The following is a 25016-nucleotide window of genomic DNA, read 5'->3' as shown; positions in this document are numbered from 1 at the left end:
GGGTGCCCCGGCGACCTATTCGATCGACTGATCCGCGGGGCGCGGCTAACGTGAGCCGCGACATGGACGTGAAGAAGATAAGCAAGCAACTGGCGTACGTGCTGCGGCACCGCCCCGACACCATCGGCATCACCCTCGGCCCCGGCGGCTGGGTGCCGATCGACACCCTGCTGGCCGCGCTGCGGGCCCACGGCAAGGGCATCAGCCGCGCCACCCTCGACGCCGTCGTCGCCGACAACGACAAGCAGCGCTTCGCGATCGAAGGCGACCTGATCCGGGCCAGCCAGGGCCACTCGGTGGAGGTGGATCTCGGGCTGACCCCGATCGCCCCGCCCGCCCTGCTCTACCACGGCACCGCCCGCCGCAACCTCGACTCGATCATGGCCGAGGGCGTCCACCGCGGCGCCCGCCACCACGTGCACCTGTCCGGCGACACAGGCACCGCGCACAAGGTCGGCAGCCGCCACGGCTCCCCCGTGATCCTGATCGTCGACGCCGCCGCCATGGCCGCCGACGGCCACACCTTCTACCGCAGCGCCAACGGCGTCTGGCTCACCGACACCGTCCCCGCCCCCTACCTCCGCAGCGAGGCCCCACCCGCGCCATGATCATCCGACTTGCCTGGCAAGTGGGCGAAAGCGGGCTCAGGATACGCACAGGTGCCGGGCAAGTCGGGCGATCATCAGGGCCCGCGGACCGGCCCCGGAAAGGCGAATCGCCGGTGACCCGTGGGGTCCCGGCGATTTCGGTGGAAAAGAGAGCGGATGACGAGACTCGAACTCGCGACCCTCACCTTGGCAAGGTGATGCGCTACCAACTGCGCTACATCCGCATGTCCCTCAGCCGACCTCGCGGCCCGCTGCCTGACAGGACAGAACTCTAGCGGGTCGTCCGGCGGCCTCGCCACCGGGTATCCCTCTCCGCGCCGGGAACCCGGTCGAGACGGTGATGCGAAACGCCCTCACCTGCCCGTACCCTCGTGCCGTGACGACCCCCCGCGCCGCGCGCCTCGCCCTCGCCCTGACCCTCGTCGCGGCCCTGGCGGCCTGCTCGGCCGAGGAGCCCGCCGTCTGGCAGCCCGCCGGCACACCCCCGGTGCCCGCGCCCGCCGACAGCGCCGCGCCCAGCAGCGCCCCGCCGGCCGAGGAGATCACCCTGGCGTTCGCCGGTGACGTGCACTTCACCGGGCGCACCCTGCCCCTGCTGAACAACCCCGACACCGCCTTCGGCCCGTACGCCGAGCAGCTGCGCGCCGCGGACTTCGCCATGGTCAACCTGGAGACGGCGGTCACCGACCGGGGCACCCCGCAGCCCAAGGAGTTCCACTTCCGGGCGCCGACGACGGCATACGCGGCGATCCAGGCCGCCGGGATCGACCTGGTCTCCATCGCCAACAACCACACCCTCGACTACGGCCAGGTCGGCCTGCTCGACACCCTCGACTCCGCGAAGACCGCCGGCATGCCGATCGTGGGCGCGGGGCACAACACCACCGAGGCGTACGCCCCGCACCTGGTCACCGTGAAGGGCGTCCGGCTGGCGGTCATCGGCCTGTCGCAGGTCCACGAACTCAAGGAGCAGTGGAAGCCCACCGCCACCCGGCCCGGCATCGCCATGGCGTTCGACCGCAAGCTGTCCGTCGCCGCCGTCAAAGCCGCCCGCGCGCAGGCCGACGTGGTGATCGCCTTCATGCACTGGGGGACCGAGGGCCAAGGCTGCCCCAACGGCGACCAGAAGAGCATCGCCAAGGCCCTGTCCGACGCCGGCGCCGACCTGATCATCGGCACCCACGCGCACGTGCTGCTCGCCGACGGCTTCCTCGGCGGTGCCTACGTGCACTACGGCCTGGGCAACTTCCTCTGGTACTCGACCTCCAAGAGCACCGACACCGGCCTGCTGACCGTGACGATCAAGGACGGGAAGGTCAAAACCCGGCAGTTCACCCCCGGCGTCGTCGCGAACAACGGACAGCCCAAGCCCGTCACCGGAGCGGCGCTCAAGGCCGTCCAGGGCAGGCTTGACCAGGCCGCACGCTGCACCGGGCTGGCGAAGAACCCCGCTGCGTGACGCGCCGGGGGACCCCGGTTTGTCAAGACCTCTGCGGACCGGCTAAAGTTCTCATCCGTTGGGCAAGCACGCCGGAAGGCGGGCAAGCATGACAAGCGGATGTAGCGCAGTTGGTAGCGCATCACCTTGCCAAGGTGAGGGTCGCGAGTTCGAGTCTCGTCATCCGCTCGGAGAACCGCCGCAAGGCGTCACCACGGTGGAGTGGCCGAGAGGCGAGGCAACGGCCTGCAAAGCCGTGTACACGGGTTCAAATCCCGTCTCCACCTCGCAGTACAGCACGGGCGATTGGCGCAGTGGGAGCGCGCTTCCTTGACACGGAAGAGGTCACTGGTTCAAACCCAGTATCGCCCACCAGCTCAGAGGGCCTGTCCGATAGACGGACAGGCCCTCTGCGTATGCCTGAGTGACTAACTGAGCGACCAGGCGTCCGGAGCAGCGGAGGTCATGGCCGCCGGAGCCACGTGTAGCCAAGCATGACCCGAAGCCTTCCTTCAGTGCTGCCATGCTGCGCGCGCATCGACGACAGTACGACCGCTCTTGCCCGGCCCGGCCATGCTGGACAGGATGATCCCAGCCTGCATAGAGGAGCCGAGATGACAACACCACCGCCGGCGAAACCTGATCGCCCGCCAAGGAAACCAGAGCATCCAGCCGATTCCATGAGCCTGGCGGGTTTGGGCGTGGCATCAGCACTCGTCGGGTTGGGTCTCCTCTGGTCGGGCTCGGAGGGCTATATGACTCCGCTGGGCGTTGGGGCTGCCGCACTGTTTCTGGGTTTAGGTGTCGTATTGATCGGTGGACAGATCGCGGCCGGAATCGCCAAGCAGCACACGCTGTGGCGCGAAGGCAGAGATCAGCAATAGATCGCGCGCGGGGGCCATCCCACAGGGCTGGCTCACCCGCCGATGCCCGCAGAACCGAGTGACCATCGGGGCGCACAACGGCGGACGACCACGCACACCAGCGGACTGTTTGTGCAGGTGAGAACCCACATCTTACGAGATCAACAGTGCGTGATCCTTGCTTGACACAGAAGAGGTCACTGGTTCAAACCCAGTATCGACCACCAGCAAGAACGAAAGCCCCTCTCCGGAGGGGCTTTCGCCGTTCCTGCCGGGTGTCGGCGTCAGTAGAGCAGGCTCCACAGCGCGTACGGCACCGCGCAACCGCCCTGGATCAGCGGGGTGCCCGGGTCCTTGCCGGGACGGGACAGGCACTTGCCGGTGGACACGTTGGTGAACCGCAGCGCGTTGCCCGATCCGCTGCCGGTCCACTGCTGCGCGGGACCGCCGTTGCAGGTCAGCTGCTGCACCGGCGATCCGGTCGTGGTGCCGACCGCGGCCAGGCACTTGCCGCTGCCGAAGTTGGCGATCCGGTAGACCCCCGAGACGATCTCGGTCACGTTCCACAGTTTGAGGTTCACGTCGGTGCAGATCTCCTGGGTGGCGGCCGAGCCGTCGGCGGCGTCGGGAACCGCGACGCAGGTGCCGGCCCACTGGCTCTCCAGGAACACGGCGGTCCACGAGGCGGCGTGTGCCGGGGTGGCCGGCAGCGCCAGGGCCGACAGCGCGACCAGTGCGGCCAGCAGCGTTCGGGTGGTACGGGCAATCATGGGCGCCTCCAGCTAGGGACTGACAAGTCAGCATCCTAAATTGAGGTACCTCAATTTGATAGATATGAATCCCATCAGGCTCATCGCATGCGGCCCCGGAAGATGTCGTTGAGGTCGTTCTGGCCGACCTGGTCGTCGGCGTACATGAAGGTCCCATGCTCGGTGGCAGCCGGGCACGGTGTCGCCCTGGTGCCGGCGTCCGCGCTGATCGTCGCGGTGCCCGGGGTCGTGGTGAGGCCGCTGCGCCCGGTGCCCCCGCCGCGCCGGATCTGGGCGGTCACCCCGGGCGAGCCCGCCGCCCCGGCCGCGCACTTCCTGGACTGCCTGACCGCGACCGCGGCGGGGCCGGCGCGAGCGAGCTGAGTTCGGGCTTGATCACGTGAGAAACGTCCGGCAGGCGCCCGCCCATTCTCGCGATGGGCGGGCGTCTCGCCGTCATGGCTGGGGTTCGGCGTCGGCGGGATACCAGCGCAGCTCGACGGTGTTGTGGTCGGGGTCCTGGACGTAGAGGGAGGTGGCGGTGCCTCGGGCGCCGAAGCGCTGCACCGGTCCCTCCAGGACGGTGAACACGCCGGAGGCGATGACGGCGTGCCAGTCCAGGGGGTCGACGACCAGGCAGAGGTGGTCGACGTTCGACTCGCCGCGGGGCCGCCGTACCAGGTCGATGATGGTGTCGGCGGTGACCCGCACGGAGGGGAAGCCGACCTGGCCGGCGCGCCACTGCTCGACCCGGACCGGTTCGAGGCCGAGCAGCCCGCAGTAGAACCCCAGTGCGCGTTCGACGTCGGTGACGTTGAGGACCAGGTGGTCGAAGGCTTTGACACGCATCAGTTCGCCTCCAGGGCGCGCGCCTGGCGCAGCCAGTCGGCGAACAGGACGGGGTCGATGTCGGCGGCCGAGCGCAGCTTCACCGACGCCATCTGCCGGGCTCCGGCTTCGAGCCGCCCGGACGGGTCGGTGATCTCCTGCCCGCGCCACAGGCCGAAGGTGACATAGGAGGTGTACGCCTTCAGCAGGCAGATAGGCCTACGGCCGGGATTCTCGCCCAGGCCCCACACGGGGTGGCCGTGCCACATCGCGCTGCCGGCGTCGGGCAGGGCGCCGTCGATGACCGGCCGGGCCTGCTCGCCGACCTCGCGCAGGGCGGCGTCGAGACCGGTCAGGTAGTCGGTGATGCTCGTCGTCATGGTGGTTTCCTCGTCCATGAGAGGTCGGGGGCGGGTCCGCTCCCGGTCTGTCCGGATGACCCGGTGACACCTCTTACGATTCGCCATCCGGCGGGTCCGACCAAGCCATGATCGGACTACGATCGTTTACTCGGATTCAACGAACCGGAGGCGGCATGCTGGAGCGGCACGAGCTGGAGACCTTCCTGACGCTGGCCGAGGAGCTGCATTTCGGCCGCACGGCGCAGCGCCTGGGCGTGACGACCGGCCGGATCAGCCACGTGGTCAAGAAGCTGGAGCGGCGCGTCGGCGCACCGCTGTTCGAGCGCACCAGCCGTGTCGTGCGGCTCACGGCCATCGGCCGGCAGCTCGCCGACGACCTGGCCCCGCTGGTGGCGCAGATGGACGAGGCGCTGCGCCGGGCCGTCGACGCCGGGCGGGGCGTGGCGGGGCGGCTGCGGGTGGCTTTCCTCGGTGAGTACCTCGCCCCGGTGCTGTCCAAGGCGGTCGGCCTGTTCACGTCCCGGTTTCCCGAGTGCGAGGTCGAGGTGCACGAGGTGCAGCTGTACAACTCGCGGGCGAGCCTGCTGGACGGCTCGATCGACATCCTGGTCGCGGCGTACCCGTTCGACGGGATGGCGCGCGGTCCGGCGCTGATGACCGAGCGGCGGGTGCTGGCGGTGCCCGCGGCGCATCCGCTGGCCGGGCAGGAGTCGGTGCCGCTGGAGGTGCTCGGCGACCACCCGGTGGTCCAGTATCCGGCGGTGACGTCGGCGGAGTTCAAACGCGACCGCACGCCCGAGCACACGCCGTCGGGCCGGCCGGTGCCGAAGGGGCCGTCGGGCCGGACGTTCTCGGAGATGCTGTCGCTGGTCGCGCTCGGCCGCGGGGTGCTGCCGGTCGGCGAGCAGACGCGGCACTACCACCCGCGGCCGGACATCGCCTACGTGCCGATCTCCGACGCGCCGCCGATCGAGCGGGGCCCGGTGTGGCTGGAGTCGAACACGACGGCCCGGGTGCGCGAGTTCGTCCGCGCGGCGGCGGACGCCAACACCCCGGTCGCGAACTGAGCATCCTCCGATTTGGCACATCGAAGACCTTGACCACACGGCGATCAGCCTCCTTAATCTTCCCTAAGGGAAACGCTGTTTCACCAAGGGAAACCGGAGGCATCATGTCGTTCCGCAGAGCCGCCCTGGTCCTGGCGCTGGCCGCCAGCTTCCTCACCGCTCCGGCCGCCGCGTCCGCCGCCCCGGGCGTCGTCGAGGTCAGCAACACCGTCGACATCCGCTGCGCGTTCTACACCATGAAGGCCAACGCCGACTGGTACTTCCCGGCCGGCACCCCGCGCGGCCTGGTCTACCTGCAGCACGGGTTCTCCCGCAGCAACGGCAACGTGCAGGACCTCGCCGAGCACTACGCCACGGCGGGCTTCGTGGTCTTCGCGCCCACGCTGCCCTCGGCCAACCTCTACGGCTGCACGGTCAACAACATCGGCAACAACACCGACTTCCTCGACAACGTCGCCGACCTGCTCGGCAAGGCCGCCGACAGCACCGACAAGCTCGGGCGCAGCTTCGCCGACGCGCGCACCAGGGCCGGGCGCGCCGGGCTGGCGCTGCCGAGCAGCTACGTCCTGTCGGGGCACTCCGCGGGCGGCGAGGTCGTCTCGTATGTCGCCAACCGGCTGCGCACCTCGTACACCTCCCAGTTCGCCAAGGTGAAGGCGCTGGTGCTGCTCGACCCGGTGAAGTCGCCGGTCGGGCAGAGCATGGCCAACGCGTTCAACGGGCTGAAGACCACTTCGCTGCCGATGTACGCGATCTCGTCGCCGCCGTACCTGGCCAACAGCAACGCCAGCGGCACCGTCGAGCTGACCAACGACGTGCCCCGCCCGTTCCTCGGCGTACGGCTGAGCACCGGCTGCCACTGCGACGCCGAGGGCGCCAGCACCGACGGCCTGTGCACGCTGACCTCGGGCACCCCGCAGGCGCAGAACGTCGCCGCACTGCAGACCCTGGCCGTCACCTGGGCCGTCGACGGCGTCGCCGGCACGACGACCGCCACCCACTACCCCGGCGGCGCGTACTACGACGGCCTGCTCGCCGCCGGCGTCACCCAGACCCTCAGCGGCCTCTGACCAGCACCGCAGCACGACGCCCGTTAGGAAGGGCACCTTCTACAACGCGGAGCGTTGTGAAGGTGCCCTTCCTTCGACTTCGGGCAGCTCGTCGTGGATCTGCTGGGTGAGGGCGGTCATCGCGGCTCGGGCGCGGTCGGCGTCGCGGCGCTGGATCGCCTGGGCGACGTCGGCGTGCAGGGTGAGCGCCCGGCGGTCGGGATGGACGGGCATGAGGTGGTAGTGGTGGCGGCCGGTCAGCGACTCGGCGACCAGTTCGTGCAGGCCGGCGAACATCTCGTTGCCGGAGTGCAGCAGCACCCGCCGGTGGAACTCTATGTCGGCGGCCAGGAAACCCGCCTCGTCGCCGGACTCGGCCGCCGCCCACAGCTTCGCGGCGAGCGCGACCAGGTCGGCGGCGTCGGTCGGCGACGTGCGCTGTGCCGCGAGCAGGGCCGCCTGCGGCTCGACGGCGGCACGCAGTTCGGTCAGCGAGCGCAATTGCGCCAGCCGCTGGTCGGAGGCCAGCCGCCAGCGGATCACCTGCGGGTCGAAGACGTTCCAGTCGGCGGCGGGGCGGATCCGGGTGCCGACCCGGCGACGCGCCTCGACCAGGCCGAGGGCGGCCAGCACCCGCAGCACCTCGCGGACCACCGAACGCGACACGGCGCACCGCTCGACCAGCTCGTCGACGGAGAGCACGGTGCCGGGCGGGAACGTCCCGCCGCAGATCGCGACGCCGAGTTCGTCGAGCACGCGGGCATGCAGCCGGGACGCGGCGGGTGGGGTGTCCATCCCATACAACATACCAGTTTGTGGGTTGGCCTTGATTACGTCTGATTTATGGGCCTAGCATCGCTGGTCGGCCCGGAACCGTCCTGAAAGGGCACCTCGTGAAGATCGTCGCCGCGGAAGTCATCGTCACCAGCCCCAGCCGCAACTTCGTCACGCTGAAGATCACGACAGAGGACGGGATCACCGGCCTGGGCGACGGCACGCTCAACGGCCGCGAGCTGTCCGTCGCCTCCTACCTGACCGACCACGTCATTCCGCTGCTCATCGGCCGCGACGCCCACCGCATCGAGGACACCTGGCAGTACCTGTACCGCTCGGCCTACTGGCGGCGCGGCCCGGTCACCATGGCCGCCATCGCCGCCGTCGACGTCGCCCTGTGGGACATCAAGGCCAAGGCCGCCGGAATGCCGCTCTACCAGCTGCTCGGCGGCGCGTCCCGCAACGGCGTCATGGCGTACGGGCACGCCTCCGGCCGCGACCTGCCCGAACTGTTCGACTCCGTGCGCAAGCACCTGGCGCTGGGCTTCAAGTCGATCCGCATCCAGACCTCGGTGCCCGGCATCAACGCCGTCTACGGCGTCGCCGCGCAGACCGAGGGCGAGCGCTACGACTACGAGCCCGCCCAGCGCACCCCGCTGCCCGTCGAGGAGGACTGGGACACCCGCGCCTACCTGCGCCACCTGCCCGGCGTCTTCGAGGCCGTGCGCAACGAGTTCGGGCCCGAGCTGCCGCTGCTGCACGACGGCCACCACCGGATGACCCCCATCCAGGCCGCCCGGCTCGGCAAGGACCTCGAACCCTACGACCTGTTCTGGCTGGAGGACTGCACCCCGGCGGAGAACCAGGAGGCGCTGCGCCTGGTCCGGCAGCACACCACCACCCCGCTGGCGATCGGCGAAGTCTTCAACACCGTCTGGGACTACCAGACCCTGATCCGCGAGCAGCTCATCGACTACGTGCGCAGCGCGGTCACCCACACCGGCGGCATCACCGCCATGCGCAAGCTGCTCGACTTCGCCGCGCAGTACCAGATCAAGTCGGGCATCCACGGGCCGACCGACATCTCCCCCGTCGGCATGGCCGCCGCGCTGCACCTGGACCTGGCCATCCACAACTTCGGCATCCAGGAGTACATGCAGCACAGCCCGCTGACCGACGAGGTGTTCCGGCAGTCGTTCACCTTCACCGACGGCTACCTGCACCCCGGCGAGCAGCCCGGACTCGGCGTCGAACTCGACGAGCAGGCCGCCGCCCGCTTCCCGTACGTGGCCGCGTACCTGCCGGTCAACCGTCTCAAGGACGGCACCGTCCATGACTGGTGACGACGTACATCCGGCCTGGCTGCCCGACGAGGCGTCGCGGGCCGTCGGCTCCCGCCGCGTCCTGGTCCGCGCCGACGGGCCGCTTGCCCAGGCCGTCGTGCAGGAGGTCACCCGGGCCGTCGCCCGTCACGGCGGCAGCCTGCGAGCCGACCCCGCAATCGCCGGCGGCGTGGGCGATGACGGCGGGGACGGCCGGTTCGACCTGGTGCTGGCGCTGACGGACGCGGACGGCCTGCCGGATGCGGCAGCGCGGGTGCTGGCGGAGCTGGACTCTCGCTCAGGCCGGGGCACGCTCGGCGCGGAAGGCTTCGCCCTCGCCCGGCGTGACGGTGTCACCGTGGTCCTGGCCGACGGTGCGGCGGGGCTGCTCTACGGACTGTTTCACGTGGTCCGGCTCGGCGCGGCAGCGTTCGGCGCGGCGTCGGCGATCGACGTGCAGCACCCGGTGACGGCGCGGCGGATGCTGAACCACTGGGACAACATCGACACCCACCCGGTGATGGGCCAGGTCGAACGCGGCTACTCCGGCGGCTCGATCTTCTGGCGCGACAGCGGGCTGACCGGTGACCTGGACCGGATCCGCGCCTACGCCCGGCTGCTGGCCTCGGTCGGCGTCAACGCGATCACCGTCAACAACGTCAACGTGCACGCCACCGAGGCGCACCTGCTCACCGACCGGCTCGGCGATGTCGCGGCGCTCGCCGACGTGCTGCGGCCGTACCACGTCCGGGTGCACCTGTCGGTGAACTTCAACTCCCCCGTCGCGCTCGGCGGCCTGCCCACCGCCGACCCGCTCGACCCCGACGTGCGGGCCTGGTGGGCGGAGACCACCCGGCAGGTGTACGCGGCGATCCCCGACTTCGGCGGCTACGTCGTCAAGGCCGACTCCGAGGGGCAGCCCGGCCCGTTCAGGTACGGCCGCACCCACGCCGAAGGCGCGAACACCCTCGCCGCCGCACTGGAACCGTACGGCGGCGTCGTGCACTGGCGCGCCTTCGTCTACGACCACCGCCAGGACTGGCGCGACCGCTCCACCGACCGGGCCCGCGCCGCCCACGACCACTTCGCGCCGCTCGACGGCCGCTTCGCCGGCAACGTGATCCTGCAGGTCAAGCACGGCCCGATCGACTTCCAGACCCGCGAGCCGGTGTCCCCGGTGATCGCCGCCATGCCGGCCACCCACCTGGCCGTGGAACTGCAGGTCACCCAGGAGTACACCGGCCAGCAGCGGCACGTGTGCTACCTGGGCCCGATGTGGAGGGAGGTGCTGTCGTTCACGCCCTGGGGCGCGATGGGGCCGACCGTCGCCGAGGTCGCCTCCGGGGTCGCCCACGGCGACGAGCGCACCGGATCCGGCCGGCGGCCGTCCGGGCAGGGCGGCCTCGTCGCCGTGTCCAACGTGGGCGATGACCGGTTCTGGACCGGCCACCCGCTCGCGCAGGCGAACCTGTACGCCTTCGGCCGCCTCGCCTGGAACCCCCTGCTCGACCCGCTCACGCTCCTCGACGAGTGGATCGACCTCACCTTCACCCCGGCCGCGACCGCCGACCCCGACCTGCTCCGCCGGACCCTGCACGAGGTCATGGACGACTCGTGGCACACCTACGAGTCCTACACCGCGCCGCTGGGCGTCGGGTTCATGGTCCGGCCCGGCAGCCACTACGGCCCCGACGTCGACGGCTACGAGTACACCCCGTGGGGCACGTACCACTTCGCCGACCGCGACGGCATCGGCGTCGACCGCACCCGCGCCACCGGCACCGGCTACACCGGCCAGTACCCGCTGCCCTGGTCGGACGTCTACGAGTCGCCCGCCTCATGCCCCGACGAGTTGCTGCTGTTCTTCCACCACGTGCCCTACACCCACGTGCTGCGCAGCGGCACGACGGTGATCCAGCACATCTACGACACGCACTTCGCCGGCGCCGAACAGGTGGCGCGGATGCGCTCGCGGTGGGCGCGGCTGGGTGACGCGGAACTGGTCGCCCCGGACGTGGACGCCCGGATCCGCGAGCGTCTCGACGAGCAGGTGCGGTGCGCGCAGGAGTGGCGCGACCAGATCAACACCTACTTCTACCGCAAGTCGGGCATTCCCGACGCCCACGGCCGTCGCATCCACTGACTACGTGCTGATGATCCGTTTTTGTGGACGCTGGACGCCCCCATAGGGGCATCAGGCGTCCACAGAAACGGATCATCGCGAGCGGGGTATGCCCACCGGCGGCACCCGCACCCAGTGGATCACAGCGTGTCGTCGCACCGGATCACCATGACGCCCGCAGGATCGAGGACCAGCGGCTGACCGCGCGACACCCGCTCCCCGGTCAGCAGGTCGAGACCGGTTGCGCAAGCGGCCACCTCCGCCGGGGCCGTCGCATGGTTGAGCAGGAACAGCAGCCGGGTCCCGTCCGGAGCGACCCGCACCGCGGCCTCCAGGTCGGGCACGTCGGCGTACGGCCCGAGCAGGTCGTGCCGGGCCAGCACCTGCCGCATCACCCACGACACGCCGTCCTGCTCCAGCCCGGCGGCGACGTACCACCCGTGCCCGGCCCCGAACGTATTGCGGGTGACGGCGGCCGTGCCCGCGTAGAAGTCCGCCCGGTATGTCCCGACGATCTCGGCCCCCTGCGGGATGACCAGCTCGAACAGCAGCCGCGACGCCACTTCGAGGCGGTCCTCGCCGGACTCCAGCAGCACCGGGTTGACCACGTCGGCCTCGCGGGCGTCCCACTCGTCGACCCGTACCCCCGTCAGGGTCCCGAGCGGGCCGGGCACGTCGGTCAGGAACACGTTGTCGTCCTCGTCGACCCGCCCCGACAGGAACGTCGTCACCACCGAGCCCCCTCGCGCCGCGACCATCTCCAGCCGCTGCGCCAGATCACCCTTGACCATGTGCAGCGCGGGCGCGACGACGACGTCGTAGCCGCTCAGGTCGGCGGTCACCGCCACCACGTCCACGTCGGCCCCGGCGTCCCACAGCGCCCGGTGGTAGGCCAGCACCACCTGCTGGTAGCGGACCAGCCGCGACGGGCCGTCCGAGATCTCCAGCGCCCACCAGCTGTCCCAGTCGAACAGCAGCGCCACCCGGGCCGGGGTCCGCGCGCCCAGGCTGACGCCGCCGAGCCGGTCCAGTTCCGCGCCGAGTTGCGCGACCTCGCCGAACACGCGGGTGTCGGCCCGGCCCGCGTGCCCGATGACCGCGCCGTGGTACTTCTCCGACGCGCCGCGGGAGGCCCGTAGTTGGAAGTACAGCACCGCGTCCGCGCCGTGCGCGACGGCCTGCCAGCTCCACAGCCGGTTGATCCCGGGCCGCTTCAGCGGGTTCACGTCGCGGCAGGCGGTGAAGCTCGGGGTCTGCTCCATCAGCCAGAACGGCTGCCCGTCCTTGAGCCCGCGCATCAGGTCGTGAGTCAGCGCCATCCGGGCCGCGGACCGGTCGTCGGGCGGGTAGTTGTCCCAGGACGCGAAGTCCAGGTGCGGAGCCCACCGGTGGTAGTCGAGCGGCCGGTACATGCCCATGAAGTTCGTGGTCACCGGGGTGTCGGGGTCGGACTCGCGGATGGCGGCCTTCTCGTCGGTGAAGTTGGCCAGCATCGCGTCCGACATGAACCGCAGGTAGTCCAGGGTGATGCCCTGGAAGGCGGTGTGGTCGGGGCCGCGCCAGTGCTCGGTCAGCGCCGACGGGGCCTCGACCTCGTCCCAGTCGGTGAACCTGTGCGACCAGAAGGTGGTGCACCAGGCGTGGTTGAGCTGGTCCAGGGTGCCGTACTTCGCGCGCAGCCAGTCCCGGAAACCGGCCGTGCACAGCTCGCAGTAGCAGGCCCCGCCGTACTCGTTGCCGACGTGCCACGCGACCACGGCCGGGTTGGCGGCGTAGCGGGCGGCGATGCGGCGGGCCAGTTCGGCCGACAGCCGCCGGAACACCGGCGAGCTGGGGCAGGAGTTGTGGCGCTGGCCGAAGCGGTGCCGCCGGCCCTCGAAGTCGACGCGGGTCACCTCGGGGTGGGCGCGGGCCAGCCAGGCCGGGTGCGCGCCGGTGCCGGTCGCCAGGCACACGGCCCGGCCCTCGGCGGCGGCCTGTTCGACGATCGCGTCGAGGAGGGTGAAGTCGTACACGTCCGGCGCGGGCTGGGTCAGCGCCCAGGTGAACACGCCGACGGTGACGGTGTCGATGCGGGCGAGGTCGAACAGCTTGTGGTCCTGCGTCCACACGTCCTGCGGCCACTGCTCGGGGTTGTAGTCGCCGCCGTAGGGGATCTTCGAGGTGGCGGGCAGGGTCATGCGGTGAACTCCGTCCGGATCTGGCCGACCATCGGGCGGCAGTTGCGCAGCAGCACCAGGACCAGCACCGCGCCGAACAGGGTGAGCACCGCCTCGGACAGCAGCACGGTGAGCCCGGCCGCCGCGACGAGCACGCTGAGGTTGCCGAGGGTCACCGCGGGGCGGCGGACGAGGAAGTACGACGCGAGCCGGGCGGCGTCGCGGACCCGGAACGCGAACAGTGACGTGATCACCAGCAGGTTCGCCGCCCACAGGACCGCCACCACGGCGAGCACGACCAGCAGCGCCGCCCACCAGCGGGGCACCGCTGCGGCGTCGAGGTGGGCCAGGTTGACCGCGACGACGGCCAGCCACAGCAGCAGCGGCGCCCAGACCCGCAGCACCGGCAGAGCGTTGAGGCGATAGCCGCGCCAGAACGCCGACGAGGGCGTCAGATCGGCCAGGTCGGCCCGGTGGTGGTGCAGCGCGTACAGGGCGGCGGACACGGCCGGGCCCAGGGGCAGGGCGCAGGCCGCGTACAGCGGGATGTTGCTGGTATCGCGGGCCAGCAGCACCAGCGGCACCAGCCCCGGCAAGGTGGTCAGCAGGAGCAGCAGTTCCACGACGAGCAGCGTGTAGACCAGCGCCGCCGCCCGCGACAGCACGCCGTGGCCGAACCGGACGGTCTCAGTCATCGGTTCGCCCCGAGGGCTGCGGGGCCGGGCGGCCCAGGCCGAGCAGGCGGTCGTCGTCCCACCAGGGCGGGGTCTCGTCGACGACCGGGGTCAGCTCGACCAGGGTCACCTCGTGCCGGGCCAGGATCAGGTCCAGCTCGACGCAACCGCCGACCCGCGGCAGGCTGCGGTGGCTACGGGCCGGTTCGGCGGCCTCGTGCAGGTCGGCGAGCTGCCGGGAGCCGGGTGAGGCCGGGCGGCCCATCTCGCACCAGGCCGCCCAGGCGTTGCCGGCCTCCTCGCTGACCGAGGAACGGCTCAGGTACACCGACGCCGTGCCGAGCCCGCCGATCGGGATCGACAGGCGCACCGTGTGGCCGTCGACGGGCGGGCCGCCGGTGACGTCGACCGGGGCCCAGGCCAGCACGGTGACCCGGCCGGTGTCGTCGCGGGTCACCAGGTGGTCGCCGCCGCGGCTGAGCACGTGCTCGCCCATCCGGGCCATGAACGCGTACAGGTGGTAGGTGGGTTTGCGGATCTGCCGATGGGTGAGCAGCCCGAAGCCGCCGTGGAACAGCGACGTCGGCACACCTGCCTCCTCGAACATGTCGGAGAACGTCCAGTAGGAGAACGAGTCGACCAGGTCGCCGCCGTTGGCCAGCACCGGCGCGAGGTACGCGGCGTGCAGGGCCGTGTCGTGCACCGGGTTGTCGGGCCGGTAGGAGGAGTTGAACTCGGTGATGTGCACCGGCAGCCCGGCCAGCCCGGTCGCGGCCAGCAGCTCGCGCGGGGTGGCGAACTGCTCCAGCAGCCGCTCCGCCGGGGCCAGGGTCTGGTGCACCCCGAACGGCACGTGCTGGGCGGGCCCCGAGGTGTACGCGTGTTTGCTGACGAAGTCGCAGGGCACCCCGCGCCCGTCGACGAACTCCGCGAACGGGATCAGCCAGTCGTCCGCCCCGGGCGAGATCGCCGGCCCGCCGACCTGCAGTGACGCGTCGACGGCCTTGACCGCGTCGGCGCTGACCTCGTACAGCCGGTGGTAGGCGTCGCGGTCGGCGCCGGCCCAGAACTCCTTGAGGTTGGGCTCGTTCCACACCTCGATCGGCCAGGTCCGCACCTGCTCGATGCCGTAGCGGTCGACCAGGTGCGACACGGTCGCCCGGACCAGGTCTGCCCACTGGTTCCAGGAGCGCGGCGGGGTCACGTTGCCGGCCCACCAGAACACGGTCTGCTCGCCCGACGCCATTGCGGCGGGCATGAAGCCCAGCTCCAGGAACGGGCGGATGCCGAGGTCCAGGTAGGCGTCGACGACCTGGTCGACGTACGTGAACGCGTAGCGGGTACGGGCCGCGCCCTGGTACTCGTACGGCCGGTACACCCCGACGCCGTCGGAGAGCAGGCCGTGGCCGCGGATGTGCCGGAAGCCGATGTCTCGCTGGATCATCGCCAACGAGTCCTGGTAGTCGCGCCGCAGCGCCAGCTCGAACCGGCCGGTGCCGACGCAGAAGCGCCAGGCGTCGGACAGCCGGCCGGAGGCGGTCTCGGGCACGTGGATGCGCATGGCGGTTCCTCCGCGTCGGTGCGAACGGCCCGGCCGCACCCCAGAGCAGGCGCGACCGGGCCGGGACTCGGGTCAGCCCCGCTGCTTGGCGAAGCGGTCGTACGCCTTGTTGACGAGCTCGATGTAGGCGTCCATGTTCTTGGCCTTCAGCTCGCCGACGTAGGCGTCCCATTCGGACAGGTCGCGCTGGCCGAGGATGAACTTCAGCGTCATCTGCGCGACGTGGTCCTTCAGCGGCGTCTCCCACAGGGTGGCCTGCTCGGCCTCGGCGTCCTCGTACGGGTGCGGCGGCGGCACCGGCAGGATCTTCCGGGCGTCCATCGCCTTCTGGTACTCCAGCTCCTCGGCCGAGAACGTCGACTGCAGCAGCGCGGTGGTGCCGCCGTAGGCGAACACGCCGTTGCCGAAGCCGAAGTCCTTCTGCAGGTGCTTGGTGGCGGTGGGGTTGAGCTTGACGTAGTCGACGTCGGGCGCGAGCGTGAACTTGCCCGAGGCGTCCTTGTTGTAGGTGGTGCCGGGCACGCCCCACTTGGCGAACTCCTGGCCCGCGTCGGAGTAGTACAACCAGTCGATGAACTGCATCATCGCGACGAAGTTCTTGCTGTCCCGGGCCTTCTTGGAGATCATGACGCCGTTCTCCAGCCGGCTGCCGGCCTTGACCTCCCCGGCCGGGCCGGTGGGCTGCGGGATCTTGACGATGGTGGCCTTGGGCTGGGTCTGGGCCATCGTCGGCCGGTACTTGTTGACCAGTTCCTGCGCGTTGGCGCTGATCACGAACGACTTGCCGGTGGCGAGCTTCTGGATGGCGGTGTCGTCGTCCTGGGTGAAGCTCTCCGGGTCGAGAAGGCCCTCCTTCACCAGCTTGTTCAGGTAGGTGACCATCTGCTTGTAGCCGTCGGTGGCGCCGGTGAAGACGAACTTCTTGGCGTTGGCGTCCCAGTAGTCGTTGCGGTAGCCCCAGCCGCCGTTGGTGCTGAACGCCTGCGACATGTAGTTGAACAGCGAGCCGCCGGGCGTGGGCTTGCTCCACCGGTCCGACATCGGGTACTGGTTCGGGTAGGCGGCCTTCATCGCCTTGAGCATCGTGTACACCTCGTCCCAGGTCTTGGGCACGGTGAGGTTGAGCTGGGCGAGGATGTCGGTGCGCACGCCGAGCGAGTAGTCGGTCCACACGTTCTCGTGCAGGCCGGGCAGCAGGTAGAACTTGCCGTCGAGCTGGCGCAGCTGGTCGATGTCAGGCTGCAGGTTCCACTTGGCGATCTTGTCCTTGAGGTTCGGCATCAGGTCGAGGTAGTCGCTGACCGGCAGGATCGCCCCCGACGCCACGAACGGCGTCTCCTGGCCCGGGTAGGTCTTCGGGATGATCAGCGGGGCGTCGCCCGCGCCGATGAGCAGGCTGCGCTTCTGCTCGTAGTCCGACAGCGGCACCGCGGTCGGGGTCAGCGTGACGCCGGTGCGCGCGGTCAGCTCGGACCAGAACAGCCACTCGTTCTTGAGCGGGTAGTTCGGGTGGTTGTTGTACAGGATCGAGAAGTTCAGCGCCTCGGTGGCCTTGAACTGCGAGTTCACGCCGTAGTCGGCCATCGCGCCGACCCGGTTGCCGGACAGGTCCTCGGAGGTGGGTTCCTCGCCGGTGCACCCGGCGAGGGACACGGCGAGCAGCGCGGCCGCGAAGGCCGCGACGCGTCTGCGGGAGCGGGTAGCCATCAGAAATCGCCTTTCCGGTCGATGAGTGGAATGTGCTACTTGCATCCGGTTCACCCCTTGACCGCCCCGAGCATCACGCCGGACACGAAATACCTCTGGACGAAGGGGTAGACCAGCAGGATCGGCACGACGGTGAGCACGATCGTCACGGCCTGGATGTTGGCCGCCACTTGCAGATCCGCGTCCGCTGCGCCGACGGAACCGGCACCGGTCGCGCCCGCGATGAGATTGCGCAGGTAGACGGTGACCGGGAACAGCTCCGACTGGTCCATGTAGAGGAAGGCCGAGAACCACGAGTTCCAGAACGCCACCGCGTAGAACAGCACCATCGTCGCGATCATCGCCTTGGACAGCGGCAGCACGATGCGCCACAGGATCCGGTAGGTGTCCAGGCCGTCGACGGCGGCGGCCTCCTCCAGCTCGGTCGGCATGGACTCGAAGAACGCCTTCATGACCAGCAGGTTGAACACGCTGATCGCGTTGGGCAGCGCGATCGCCCACACCGAGTTCTTCAGCCCGAGGCTGGTGACCAGGATGTAGTTCGGGATCAGGCCGCCGGAGAAGAACATGGTGAACACCGCGACGCCGACCAGCGCCGAGCGGCCGCGCAGCTGCTTCTTGGACAGCACGTAGGCGTAGCAGGTGGTCAGGGTGATCGCGACGGCGGTCGCCACGACCGTGTAGAAGACGGTGTTGCGGTAGTTGGCCCAGAACATCTCGTCGGCCATGACCAGCCGGTACGTGTGCAGGTTGAACCCGCGCGGCACCAGGCTGACCTGCCCGGCCCGGATGTACGCCTCCTCGCTGAGCGAACGCGCGACCACGTTGACGAACGGGTACAGCGTCACGATCACCACGAGGGTCAGCACGACCGCGTTGACGGCCTGGAACACCCGGTAGCCCCGGGTGACCCGCATCCGGCGGGGTTTGCCGGTCACCACAGGCTCGTCCCCACCGCGCGGCGGGCGATCAGGTTGGCCGTCAGCACCAGCGTCAGGCCGATGACGGCCTCGAACAGGCCGATCGCGGCGGCATAGCTGAAGCTGTTGGACAGCACCCCCATCCGGAACAGGTACGTGGAGATCACGTCGCCGGTGGGGTAGGTCAGCGGGTTGTACAGCAGCAGGATCTTCTCGAAGCCGACCGCCATGAACGTGCCGATGTTCAGGATCAGCAGCGTGATCATCGTCGGGCGGATGCCGGGCAGGGTCACGTGCCAGGTCTGCCGCCACCGGCTCGCCCCGTCGATGCGGGCCGCCTCGTACAGGTCGGAGTCGATCGTGGTCAGTGCCGCCAGGTAGAGGATGGTGCCCCAGCCGACGGTCTGCCACGCCTCCGAGGACACGTAGATGGCGCGGAACCACTCGGGCTGCTGCAGGAACGGGACCGGGTCGCCGCCGAACGCCCGTACCACCTGGTTGACCGTGCCGTCGACGGACAGCAGCTGCATCACCATCGCGGCGACGATCACGACCGACAGGAAGTGCGGCAGGTAGGACACCGACTGCACGAAACGCTTGAGCCGGCGGCTGGTCAGCTCGTTGAACAGCAGCGCCAGCACGATCGGCAGCGGGAAGCAGACGATCAGGCTCAGCACGCCCAGGATCAGGGTGTTGGTGAAGACGTTCCAGAACGTCGGGTCGTTGAGGAACATCTCGACGTAGCGCAGGCCGACCCAGTACTCCCCGAGCGGGTTGCCGCCCGGGGAGAACTTACGGAACGCGATGACGTTGCCGATCATCGGCAGGTAGCGGAACACCGCGAAGAACAGCAGCGGCAGGACCGCCAGCGAGTACAGCTGCCAGTCCCGGCGCAGCGCCCGCCGCCAGGTCAGCCGCCGGGCGCGAACGGGCGGAGCGGCGGCCGGCGGTTTGCCCGCCTGCGGCGTGGACCGCGGTGGGTCCAGCGTCCCGGGCACGCTCATCCTCAGACCTCCCCTGTTCGCGCCGAAGCATTTTTCGTACGGCCCCGGCACGGTTCCCGACCCGCAGCGGCTGCCGCACTTCGTGTTTCACCGAAAGTTTCGGAAATATTGCGTTACCTGTGCCGGGCAACTTAAGCGTCCCATCGGGGCGTGTCAAGGGCACGGAAGTGCTGACGCAAACGGTTGCAGTGCGTGACCCTCCGGTGAGGACCATCGATCTAGACGATCCCGATCGCCGAGCACTCTGGCCGAAAATGCCGATCGTGATTTAGAGTTCGGTTCCGAAACTTCCGAGGCAGCGGTGAGGCGACACATGACGAAGGCCCGTCCGAGCACCGGCCCCGGCACGGTGACCATCGCTACCATCGCCGACGAGGTCGGCGTCTCCACCGCCACCGTCTCCAAAGTGCTCAACGGCCGCCTCGACGTCTCCGCGCTGACCCGGGCCCGCGTCGAAGCCAGCCTCGAACGCCACCGCTACCGCCGCCGCGCCAAGCGCCAGCCCACCGGCGCGGGCCAGATCGACCTCGTCTTCCACGAGTACGACTCCACCTGGGCCATGGAGATCATCCGCGGCGTCGAGACGGTCACCGTGCCGGCCCGCATCGACCTCGTGCTGTCCCAACTCCAGGGCCGGCACCGCCCACCGCAGGAATGGCTCGACGGCGTCGTGGCCCGCCGCCCCCGCGGGGTGCTGTTCGTTCAGTGCCACCTCACCGAACCCCAGCGCCGCCAACTGCAACGCCGCGCGATCCCGTTCGTCGTCATCGACACCGACAGCGCCACCTCCGCCTCGGTGCCCACCGTCGGCGCGAACAACTGGAGCGGCGGCCTCATCGCCACCCGCCACCTGATCGAACTCGGCCACCGCCGGATCGCCGTCATCTCCGGACCGACCGACGTGCTGTGCAGCCGCGCCCGCACCGCCGGCTTCCGCGCCGCACACGAGGAAGCCGGCATCCCCGTCGACCCCGACCTCGTCCGGCACGGCGCCTTCTACGTCGCCACCGGCCACGAGCACGCCCTGGACCTGCTCTCCCGGCCCGACCGGCCTACCGCGATCTTCGCCCAGTCGGACATGCAGGCCATGGGCGTGCTGCGCGCCGCCCGGCAGCTCGGCCTGCACGTGCCCGACGACCTGTCCGTCATCGGTTACGACAACCTGCCCGTCGCCGCCTGGACCGACCCCGCCCTCACCACCGTCCACCAGCCGCTGCGCGACATGGCCGGCGCGGCCACCCAGATGCTGCTCGACCTCGCCGACAAGACCGAACTCCCGACCAGCCGCATCGACCTGGTCACCGAACTCGTCGTCCGCGAGACGACCGCACCGCCCGCGCACCCGAGCCCGGCCCCGCCGCCCGTCGCGGCCCCCGCGTCGCCGTCCCGCCCGACCCCTCGGTGAGGAGGATTCATGCCTTTGTTCGACCTGCCGCTCGACCGGCTCCGCGACTACAGCCCCGACGTCGCCGAACCCGGCGACTTCGACGAGTTCTGGTCCACCACGCTCAAGGAGGCCGCCGCCCACCCTCTGCTCGGCGACGTCCGGCCCGTGCACACCGACCTGCCCCTGCTCGACACCTGGGACGTCACCTTCGCGGGCTTCGGCGGCGACCCCGTGCGCGCCTGGTACACCCGCCCCGCGGGCGTCGACACCCCACTGCCCGCGGTCGTCGAGTACGTCGGCTACGGCCGCGGGCGCGGCCTGCCCCACGAGCGCCTGACCTGGCCGGCCGCCGGGTACGCGCATCTGCTGATGGACGCGCGGGGGCAGGGCGGCCAGTACGGCAGCGGCGGCGACACCCCCGATCCGCACGGCGGCGCGCTCGGCGGGCCGTGGCCGGCGACCCGGGGCATCCTGGATCCGCACGACTACTACTACCGGCGGCTGATCACCGACGCCGTCCGGGCCGTCGATGCGGCCCGCGCCCTTCCCGGCGTCGACGGCCGGGTCGTCGCCACCGGCAACAGCCAGGGCGGCGGGGTGGCACTGGCCGTGGCGGGACTCGTGCCCGACCTCACCGCGCTGATCACCACCGCGCCGCTGCTGTGCGACCTGCAGCGTGCCATCGAGATCACCGACGCGCCGCCGTACGGCGAGATCGTGAACTTCCTCGCCGTGCACCGGGAGGCCGAGGACGCCGTCCGGCGCACGCTGTCCTATGTCGATGGGGTGTCGTTCGCCCGCCGCGCCGTCGCGCCCGCGCACTTCGGCACCGGGCTGCGCGACAACGTGTGCCCACCGCGCGGGGTCTTCGCCGCCCACAACCACTACGGCGCGGCCAACGGCCGCTCGGAGCCTCCCGTGCGGGAGATCCACGCCTACCCGTTCAACCACCACGAAGGCGGCGAGGCCTACCAGGTCCAGCGGCAGCTGACCTGGCTGTCGGCGCTGCTGCGCGGCGAGACCCCGCCCCCGGGTTCACGCCCCGCGCGGTGACACAGGCCGAGACCCGCCCTGCTGCCGGGCAGCGCGGACGGAGCCTCGTACCACACGGGTTTGTCTGCGGTTTCCGGGAAACTGCAGCCATCGGCCCGGTGATTCGTGCACTTTCCCCGAAACTGCGGGCTGGAGTGGGGTCAGGCGGCGACCATGCCCAGCATCTGCTTGATCTGCTCGGTGCGGGACAGGGTGATGCGGTTGGCGAGGTCCTTGACCTGTTGGTTGGCACCGCCCTCGGTCTCCATGCGGGCCATCTCGACCGCGTTGTGCTGGTGGCCGATCAGCAGGTTCAGGAACGTCGTCTGGAACTGGCTGCCGGTGGCCTGCTTCAGCGCCGCCATCTCGTCCGCACCGGTGATCGGCAGGCCGCCGTGGGAGGCGTGCGCGTTCGGGTGGTGGTCCGCGCTGGTCGATTCGCCCCAGCCGGTCAGCCAGCCCTGCATGACCTCAAGCTCGGTAGTCTGGGTTACCTCGATCGCGCCCGCGAGCATCGCCACCTCCTCACTGGTCCCGCGCGTGCGGGCCAGCTTGACCATCTCCAGGCCCTGCTGGTGGTGGGTGACCATCATCTGCAGGAACATCACGTCGGTCGCGTTGAACGTCGTGTCCGCCTTGGGCGCGGCGGGGACCTGGTAGGCAGCGGGCTCGGGCGCGGCGGTGCCGCAGGCGGCCAGCAGGGTGAGCGCTGCGGCGGCCAGCGCGATCCGGAACTGTCTCATCGTCGGTGTCCTGTTCGGAGACGGCGGGGCACGAGGGGAGGCGAAGTGGTGACCGGCGGGCCGCACGGGGGGGGACGGCCCGCCGGAAGCTCGTCAGATCGGCAGCCAGAGCGCCAGCGTGTAGTACGAGGGCTCCCACGTGACGATCGAGGTGTGCGACTGCCGGCAGCGGTAACGCACGCCCTGGTAGGTGACCTCGTCGCCGGTCCGGTAGGTGGTGCCCGGGGCCCACTGCGCCCCGCCGGGCACGGTGCCCGTCGGGCGGGGCGACGGCGAGACCGCCGGGCTCGACGGCCGCACCGTCGGCCGGGTGCTCGGCCGCGCGGTCGGCGACGCGCTGGGCCGGGCCGTCGGCGACGGGGCGGCGGTCGGCGACGGGGCCGGCCCGCCCCCGCCGATCTGCAGGTCGATGCAGTTGTAGAAGGCCATCGGGGTGTCGCCGATGTTCCAGATCGCCAGCAGCTTCTGCCGGCCGCTGAACCCGGCCAGGCTCACCTGGTGTGAGACGGTCGCGTTGGGCTGGCGGCCGCCGTCCTCGAAGAACGCGATCCGCCTGCCCCCGATGTAGTACTCCCAGCTGCTGGTGGAATGCCGGGCGGTCAGCACCCAGTTGAAGGTCACCGAGGAACCGACCGTCGTCGCCGGCCAGTTGCGGCTGTCGTCGTTCAGCACGGCGAACTGCGCCAGGCCGCCGTGGCAGTTGCGCTGACCCTTCGGGCCCTCGACGCTCTGCGGCTCGTACTGGATCGGCCCGCAGTCGGCGACCCGGCCCGACGCGCACAGCGCCTGGCGGCTCGGCGGCGACGAGACGTACCCGTGGGCGGACGCGGGCGAGGCGATCGCCAGTGACGCGGTCACGAGACCCAGCGCCATCAGCGGGTAGGCGACCAGTCTTCGCATGGGGTGAACTCCGTTCCTGCCGGGGCGCACGCGGCCGGCGACCCGGCTCGCGGGGCGGCGGCGTGCGGCGGTGACCGCGGTGCACGGCCGATGCCCCGAACGCTACGGAGGACTCCCTTGTGGAGACCTTAAACAGCCCCCAAGATCCGCCTAAACCTCGGCGCGGCAGAGTCGTCTTCCCGACGCGGGCGGGTGACATCGGCCGGATCCGGTTTGCGGGCCACCGGAACGGGTAGGGCCACACGATGGGCCGAATGCTGGGCGCCCGGTACCGGGTCGACGAGGAGATCGGGCACGGTGGCATGGCCACCGTCTGGAGCGGTCAGGATATGCGCCTGCGCCGCCCGGTCGCGGTGAAGATCCTGGACCCGGCGCGGTTCGCCGACACCGCGACACGGCAGCGCTTCTGGCGTGAGGCGCAAGCCGTCGCCGCGCTGCCGCACCCGCACATCGTCGCGGTGTACGACGTCGCCGTCGAAGCCGCCGAGGCGTACGTGGTGATGGAGCTGGTCGACGGGCCCAGCGTGCACACCCTGCTGCAGGACGGCCCGCTGCACCGCGACCAGGCCGTCGGCATCGCCGTGCAGACCTGCGCCGCGCTGGCCGCCGCGCACTCGGCCGGCATCGTGCACCGCGACGTGACCGCCGCGAACCTGCTGGTCAACTCGTCGGGCGTGGTGAAGGTCTGCGACTTCGGCATCGCCGCCTGGCAGGAGGCGGCCTACCCGTCACTGGTCGCCGGCACTCGCGGCTACACGGCACCCGAGCAGGCCGCCGGCGGCCCCGTCGACGCCCGCACCGACGTGTTCGGGCTCGGCTGCTCGCTGTACGCGATGCTCACCGGCGCTCCCCCGCCCGCCGGGCACGACGGCGACGTCGTCCGCGACGACCTGCTGCGCGCCGGGGTGCCCGATCAGCTCGCCGAACTCACCGGGCAACTGACCGCGGCCGACCCTCGGCACCGGCCGCGCAGCGCCGAGCAGGTCGCCGCGCAGCTGCTGACGATCGGCGAGGCGATCGTGCCCGACCCGTACACGACGGCCCAGCTGTCGGACACCCTCGTCTCCGCGCCGGTGTCGCCATCCGGGAACGCCTCGCCGCGCGGCACATTGGTCGGAGTCGCGGCCGTGCCACCTCCCGCACCGGCCCGGCCCGAGCGCGTGCGGTCCGACCGCCCCGACCGGCCCGACCGCTGGCTGCGCCCGGTGCTGTGGGGCACGGCGGCCGTGGTCGCCATCGTGGCCGGTCTCATGCTGATCGTGCTCGCCTCGGCGGGTGCACCGACCGGCAACGCCGCCGAGGTGGGGCCGTCGAGCAACGTGGACCCGCCGAACGCGGCGGGTGCGACCCGCCCGGCCGCCCACAAGCCGTCGGCTGCCCGGCCCGCCGACCCGCTCGCGCAGCTGCGACAGGAGATCGACCGGCTGGCGCGGGCGGGCGGGATCGCCGGCAAGGAGGCATCTGAGCTGCGTAAGCAGGTCCAGGAGATCGAGAAGCGGCTACGCCGGGACGGGGACGGCGAGGCCGCCGGCGAGGCCCGCGAGCTGCTCGCAAAGCTGCGCGACATGCGCGGCGACGGCGACCTCTCCGACGGCGCGTACCAGGTGCTCGAGCCGATCGTCGGCCGCCTCACCGCAACCCTCGCCAACAACCCGTAACCCCGCAGCTCCCAGCGCCGCAAGCGAAGGAAGGGCACCTTCTACAACACATAGCGATAAGAAGGTGCCCTTCCTTCGGCACGGCGACT

General features: G+C 70.6%; 23 protein-coding genes and 4 tRNA genes. 14 read left to right on the top strand and 13 right to left on the bottom strand.

Annotated elements, in window-relative coordinates; all coding sequences use genetic code 11:
- The first annotated feature begins 62 nt into the window (after positions 1-62).
- The gene (locus AB0B66_RS15060; RefSeq protein WP_360528780.1) at positions 63-608 is read left to right on the top strand and encodes an RNA 2'-phosphotransferase; all 546 of its coding nucleotides are present in this window, start codon (positions 63-65) and stop codon (positions 606-608) included.
- A gap of 151 nt (positions 609-759) precedes the next feature.
- Here AB0B66_RS15060 and AB0B66_RS15055 read toward each other — a convergent pair.
- Positions 760-832, bottom strand: a tRNA-Gly gene (locus tag AB0B66_RS15055).
- Positions 833-984: 152 nt separating this feature from the next.
- On the opposite strand from AB0B66_RS15055, the gene AB0B66_RS15050 reads away from it, so the two are divergent.
- From AB0B66_RS15050 to AB0B66_RS15030, 5 genes are all read left to right on the top strand, one after another.
- The gene (locus tag AB0B66_RS15050; protein WP_360528777.1) at positions 985-2067 is read left to right on the top strand and encodes a CapA family protein; all 1083 of its coding nucleotides are present in this window, start codon (positions 985-987) and stop codon (positions 2065-2067) included.
- A 95-nt stretch (positions 2068-2162) separates the two neighbouring features.
- Positions 2163-2235, top strand: a tRNA-Gly gene (locus tag AB0B66_RS15045).
- A gap of 27 nt (positions 2236-2262) precedes the next feature.
- Positions 2263-2333, top strand: a tRNA-Cys gene (locus AB0B66_RS15040).
- Positions 2334-2346: 13 nt separating this feature from the next.
- A tRNA-Val gene (locus AB0B66_RS15035) sits at positions 2347-2421 on the top strand.
- 239 nt (positions 2422-2660) lie between these two features.
- Complete coding sequence (locus AB0B66_RS15030; protein WP_360528774.1) at positions 2661-2930, top strand: hypothetical protein; 270 nt, start codon at positions 2661-2663, stop codon at positions 2928-2930.
- Between the two features lie 263 nt (positions 2931-3193).
- On the opposite strand, the gene AB0B66_RS15025 is transcribed toward AB0B66_RS15030, so the two are convergent.
- On the bottom strand, positions 3194-3679 hold the full coding sequence (locus AB0B66_RS15025; RefSeq protein ID WP_360528771.1) for an RICIN domain-containing protein: 486 nt from the start codon (positions 3677-3679) through the stop codon (positions 3194-3196).
- Between the two features lie 87 nt (positions 3680-3766).
- Between AB0B66_RS15025 and AB0B66_RS15020 the strand changes: the two genes are divergently transcribed.
- Positions 3767-4042: a LysR substrate-binding domain-containing protein gene (locus AB0B66_RS15020; protein WP_360528768.1), complete on the top strand. Its 276-nt coding sequence runs from the start codon at positions 3767-3769 to the stop codon at positions 4040-4042.
- Between the two features lie 72 nt (positions 4043-4114).
- Here the strand turns inward: AB0B66_RS15020 and AB0B66_RS15015 are convergent, their stop codons facing one another.
- Together AB0B66_RS15015 and AB0B66_RS15010 are read right to left on the bottom strand one after the other, a co-directional pair.
- On the bottom strand, positions 4115-4507 hold the full coding sequence (locus tag AB0B66_RS15015) for a VOC family protein (protein WP_360528765.1): 393 nt from the start codon (positions 4505-4507) through the stop codon (positions 4115-4117).
- Positions 4507-4866, bottom strand: a complete 360-nt coding sequence (locus tag AB0B66_RS15010) for a DUF1801 domain-containing protein (protein ID WP_360528762.1) — start codon at positions 4864-4866, stop codon at positions 4507-4509. Before AB0B66_RS15010 ends, AB0B66_RS15015 begins: the two co-directional genes overlap by 1 nt.
- Before the next feature lie 155 nt (positions 4867-5021).
- Here AB0B66_RS15010 and AB0B66_RS15005 point away from each other — a divergent pair, with 155 nt between their 5' ends.
- On the top strand, positions 5022-5915 hold the full coding sequence (locus AB0B66_RS15005; protein WP_360528759.1) for a LysR family transcriptional regulator: 894 nt from the start codon (positions 5022-5024) through the stop codon (positions 5913-5915).
- A gap of 104 nt (positions 5916-6019) precedes the next feature.
- On the top strand, positions 6020-6985 hold the full coding sequence (locus AB0B66_RS15000) for an alpha/beta hydrolase (RefSeq protein ID WP_360528756.1): 966 nt from the start codon (positions 6020-6022) through the stop codon (positions 6983-6985).
- A gap of 39 nt (positions 6986-7024) precedes the next feature.
- Here AB0B66_RS15000 and AB0B66_RS14995 read toward each other — a convergent pair whose 3' ends face one another.
- Positions 7025-7759: an FCD domain-containing protein gene (locus AB0B66_RS14995; protein WP_360528753.1), complete on the bottom strand. Its 735-nt coding sequence runs from the start codon at positions 7757-7759 to the stop codon at positions 7025-7027.
- Between the two features lie 98 nt (positions 7760-7857).
- Between AB0B66_RS14995 and manD the strand changes: the two genes are divergently transcribed.
- Both manD and AB0B66_RS14985 read left to right on the top strand, forming a co-directional pair.
- A complete protein-coding gene (manD, locus tag AB0B66_RS14990; RefSeq protein WP_360528750.1) occupies positions 7858-9081 on the top strand; it encodes a D-mannonate dehydratase ManD in 1224 nt (407 codons plus the stop codon).
- Positions 9071-11203 carry an alpha-glucuronidase gene (locus AB0B66_RS14985; RefSeq protein WP_360528747.1) on the top strand — a complete coding sequence of 711 codons (2133 nt, stop codon included), beginning with the start codon at positions 9071-9073 and terminating at the stop codon, positions 11201-11203. Before manD ends, AB0B66_RS14985 begins: the two co-directional genes overlap by 11 nt.
- Before the next feature lie 119 nt (positions 11204-11322).
- On the opposite strand, the gene AB0B66_RS14980 is transcribed toward AB0B66_RS14985, so the two are convergent.
- The 6 genes from AB0B66_RS14980 to AB0B66_RS14955 all read right to left on the bottom strand — a co-directional run bounded on the left by AB0B66_RS14980 (position 11323) and on the right by AB0B66_RS14955 (position 19207).
- Positions 11323-13362, bottom strand: coding sequence for a beta-galactosidase (locus tag AB0B66_RS14980; protein ID WP_360528744.1), 2040 nt, complete (start codon positions 13360-13362; stop codon positions 11323-11325).
- On the bottom strand, positions 13359-14036 hold the full coding sequence (locus AB0B66_RS14975) for a hypothetical protein (protein ID WP_360528741.1): 678 nt from the start codon (positions 14034-14036) through the stop codon (positions 13359-13361). Before AB0B66_RS14975 ends, AB0B66_RS14980 begins: the two co-directional genes overlap by 4 nt.
- A complete protein-coding gene (locus AB0B66_RS14970) occupies positions 14029-15576 on the bottom strand; it encodes a xylan 1,4-beta-xylosidase (protein WP_360528738.1) in 1548 nt (515 codons plus the stop codon). Before AB0B66_RS14970 ends, AB0B66_RS14975 begins: the two co-directional genes overlap by 8 nt.
- Before the next feature lie 72 nt (positions 15577-15648).
- Positions 15649-17283, bottom strand: a complete 1635-nt coding sequence (locus AB0B66_RS14965) for an extracellular solute-binding protein (protein ID WP_360528735.1) — start codon at positions 17281-17283, stop codon at positions 15649-15651.
- A 50-nt stretch (positions 17284-17333) separates the two neighbouring features.
- The gene (locus AB0B66_RS14960) at positions 17334-18221 is read right to left on the bottom strand and encodes a carbohydrate ABC transporter permease (protein ID WP_360528732.1); all 888 of its coding nucleotides are present in this window, start codon (positions 18219-18221) and stop codon (positions 17334-17336) included.
- Positions 18218-19207: an ABC transporter permease subunit gene (locus AB0B66_RS14955; protein ID WP_360528729.1), complete on the bottom strand. Its 990-nt coding sequence runs from the start codon at positions 19205-19207 to the stop codon at positions 18218-18220. The genes AB0B66_RS14960 and AB0B66_RS14955 overlap by 4 nt, the downstream gene beginning before the upstream one ends.
- A 313-nt stretch (positions 19208-19520) precedes the next feature.
- Here AB0B66_RS14955 and AB0B66_RS14950 point away from each other — a divergent pair, with 313 nt between their 5' ends.
- Together AB0B66_RS14950 and AB0B66_RS14945 are read left to right on the top strand one after the other, a co-directional pair.
- Complete coding sequence (locus AB0B66_RS14950) at positions 19521-20612, top strand: LacI family DNA-binding transcriptional regulator (protein WP_360528726.1); 1092 nt, start codon at positions 19521-19523, stop codon at positions 20610-20612.
- A 9-nt stretch (positions 20613-20621) separates the two neighbouring features.
- Entirely contained in the window at positions 20622-21647 is a 1026-nt protein-coding gene (locus AB0B66_RS14945) for an acetylxylan esterase (RefSeq protein WP_360528723.1), read from the top strand.
- 140 nt (positions 21648-21787) lie between these two features.
- On the opposite strand, the gene AB0B66_RS14940 is transcribed toward AB0B66_RS14945, so the two are convergent.
- Both AB0B66_RS14940 and AB0B66_RS14935 read right to left on the bottom strand, forming a co-directional pair.
- The gene (locus AB0B66_RS14940; RefSeq protein WP_360528720.1) at positions 21788-22369 is read right to left on the bottom strand and encodes a DUF305 domain-containing protein; all 582 of its coding nucleotides are present in this window, start codon (positions 22367-22369) and stop codon (positions 21788-21790) included.
- 93 nt (positions 22370-22462) lie between these two features.
- The gene (locus tag AB0B66_RS14935; RefSeq protein ID WP_360528717.1) at positions 22463-23269 is read right to left on the bottom strand and encodes a lytic polysaccharide monooxygenase; all 807 of its coding nucleotides are present in this window, start codon (positions 23267-23269) and stop codon (positions 22463-22465) included.
- A 254-nt stretch (positions 23270-23523) separates the two neighbouring features.
- Between AB0B66_RS14935 and AB0B66_RS14930 the strand changes: the two genes are divergently transcribed.
- Complete coding sequence (locus AB0B66_RS14930; protein WP_360528714.1) at positions 23524-24927, top strand: serine/threonine-protein kinase; 1404 nt, start codon at positions 23524-23526, stop codon at positions 24925-24927.
- Positions 24928-25016 lie beyond the last annotated feature (89 nt).

The organism is Catellatospora sp. NPDC049111 (assembly GCF_040648615.1).
Taxonomy (GTDB): domain Bacteria; phylum Actinomycetota; class Actinomycetes; order Mycobacteriales; family Micromonosporaceae; genus Catellatospora; species Catellatospora aurea.
Note: the sequence above shows the minus strand (reverse complement) of the source record. Positions and strands in the feature narration are given on the sequence as shown.

Excerpts from the sequence above, each read along its gene's own strand:
- AB0B66_RS14945 (WP_360528723.1), top strand. The coding sequence starts at position 20,622 with ATGCCTTTGTTCGACCTGCCGCTCGACCGGCTCCGCGACTACAGCCCC.
- AB0B66_RS14970 (WP_360528738.1), bottom strand. The coding sequence starts at position 15,576 with ATGCGCATCCACGTGCCCGAGACCGCCTCCGGCCGGCTGTCCGACGCC.
- AB0B66_RS14935 (WP_360528717.1), bottom strand. The coding sequence starts at position 23,269 with ATGCGAAGACTGGTCGCCTACCCGCTGATGGCGCTGGGTCTCGTGACC.
- AB0B66_RS14950 (WP_360528726.1), top strand. The coding sequence starts at position 19,521 with ATGACGAAGGCCCGTCCGAGCACCGGCCCCGGCACGGTGACCATCGCT.
- AB0B66_RS15025 (WP_360528771.1), bottom strand. The coding sequence starts at position 3,679 with ATGATTGCCCGTACCACCCGAACGCTGCTGGCCGCACTGGTCGCGCTG.
- AB0B66_RS14975 (WP_360528741.1), bottom strand. The coding sequence starts at position 14,036 with ATGACTGAGACCGTCCGGTTCGGCCACGGCGTGCTGTCGCGGGCGGCG.
- AB0B66_RS15010 (WP_360528762.1), bottom strand. The coding sequence starts at position 4,866 with ATGACGACGAGCATCACCGACTACCTGACCGGTCTCGACGCCGCCCTG.
- AB0B66_RS15015 (WP_360528765.1), bottom strand. The coding sequence starts at position 4,507 with ATGCGTGTCAAAGCCTTCGACCACCTGGTCCTCAACGTCACCGACGTC.
- AB0B66_RS15030 (WP_360528774.1), top strand. The coding sequence starts at position 2,661 with ATGACAACACCACCGCCGGCGAAACCTGATCGCCCGCCAAGGAAACCA.
- AB0B66_RS14930 (WP_360528714.1), top strand. The coding sequence starts at position 23,524 with ATGCTGGGCGCCCGGTACCGGGTCGACGAGGAGATCGGGCACGGTGGC.
- AB0B66_RS14995 (WP_360528753.1), bottom strand. The coding sequence starts at position 7,759 with ATGGACACCCCACCCGCCGCGTCCCGGCTGCATGCCCGCGTGCTCGAC.
- AB0B66_RS14955 (WP_360528729.1), bottom strand. The coding sequence starts at position 19,207 with ATGAGCGTGCCCGGGACGCTGGACCCACCGCGGTCCACGCCGCAGGCG.
- AB0B66_RS14985 (WP_360528747.1), top strand. The coding sequence starts at position 9,071 with ATGACTGGTGACGACGTACATCCGGCCTGGCTGCCCGACGAGGCGTCG.
- AB0B66_RS14965 (WP_360528735.1), bottom strand. The coding sequence starts at position 17,283 with ATGGCTACCCGCTCCCGCAGACGCGTCGCGGCCTTCGCGGCCGCGCTG.
- AB0B66_RS15000 (WP_360528756.1), top strand. The coding sequence starts at position 6,020 with ATGTCGTTCCGCAGAGCCGCCCTGGTCCTGGCGCTGGCCGCCAGCTTC.
- AB0B66_RS14940 (WP_360528720.1), bottom strand. The coding sequence starts at position 22,369 with ATGAGACAGTTCCGGATCGCGCTGGCCGCCGCAGCGCTCACCCTGCTG.
- AB0B66_RS15005 (WP_360528759.1), top strand. The coding sequence starts at position 5,022 with ATGCTGGAGCGGCACGAGCTGGAGACCTTCCTGACGCTGGCCGAGGAG.
- AB0B66_RS15020 (WP_360528768.1), top strand. The coding sequence starts at position 3,767 with ATGCGGCCCCGGAAGATGTCGTTGAGGTCGTTCTGGCCGACCTGGTCG.
- AB0B66_RS15060 (WP_360528780.1), top strand. The coding sequence starts at position 63 with ATGGACGTGAAGAAGATAAGCAAGCAACTGGCGTACGTGCTGCGGCAC.
- AB0B66_RS14980 (WP_360528744.1), bottom strand. The coding sequence starts at position 13,362 with ATGACCCTGCCCGCCACCTCGAAGATCCCCTACGGCGGCGACTACAAC.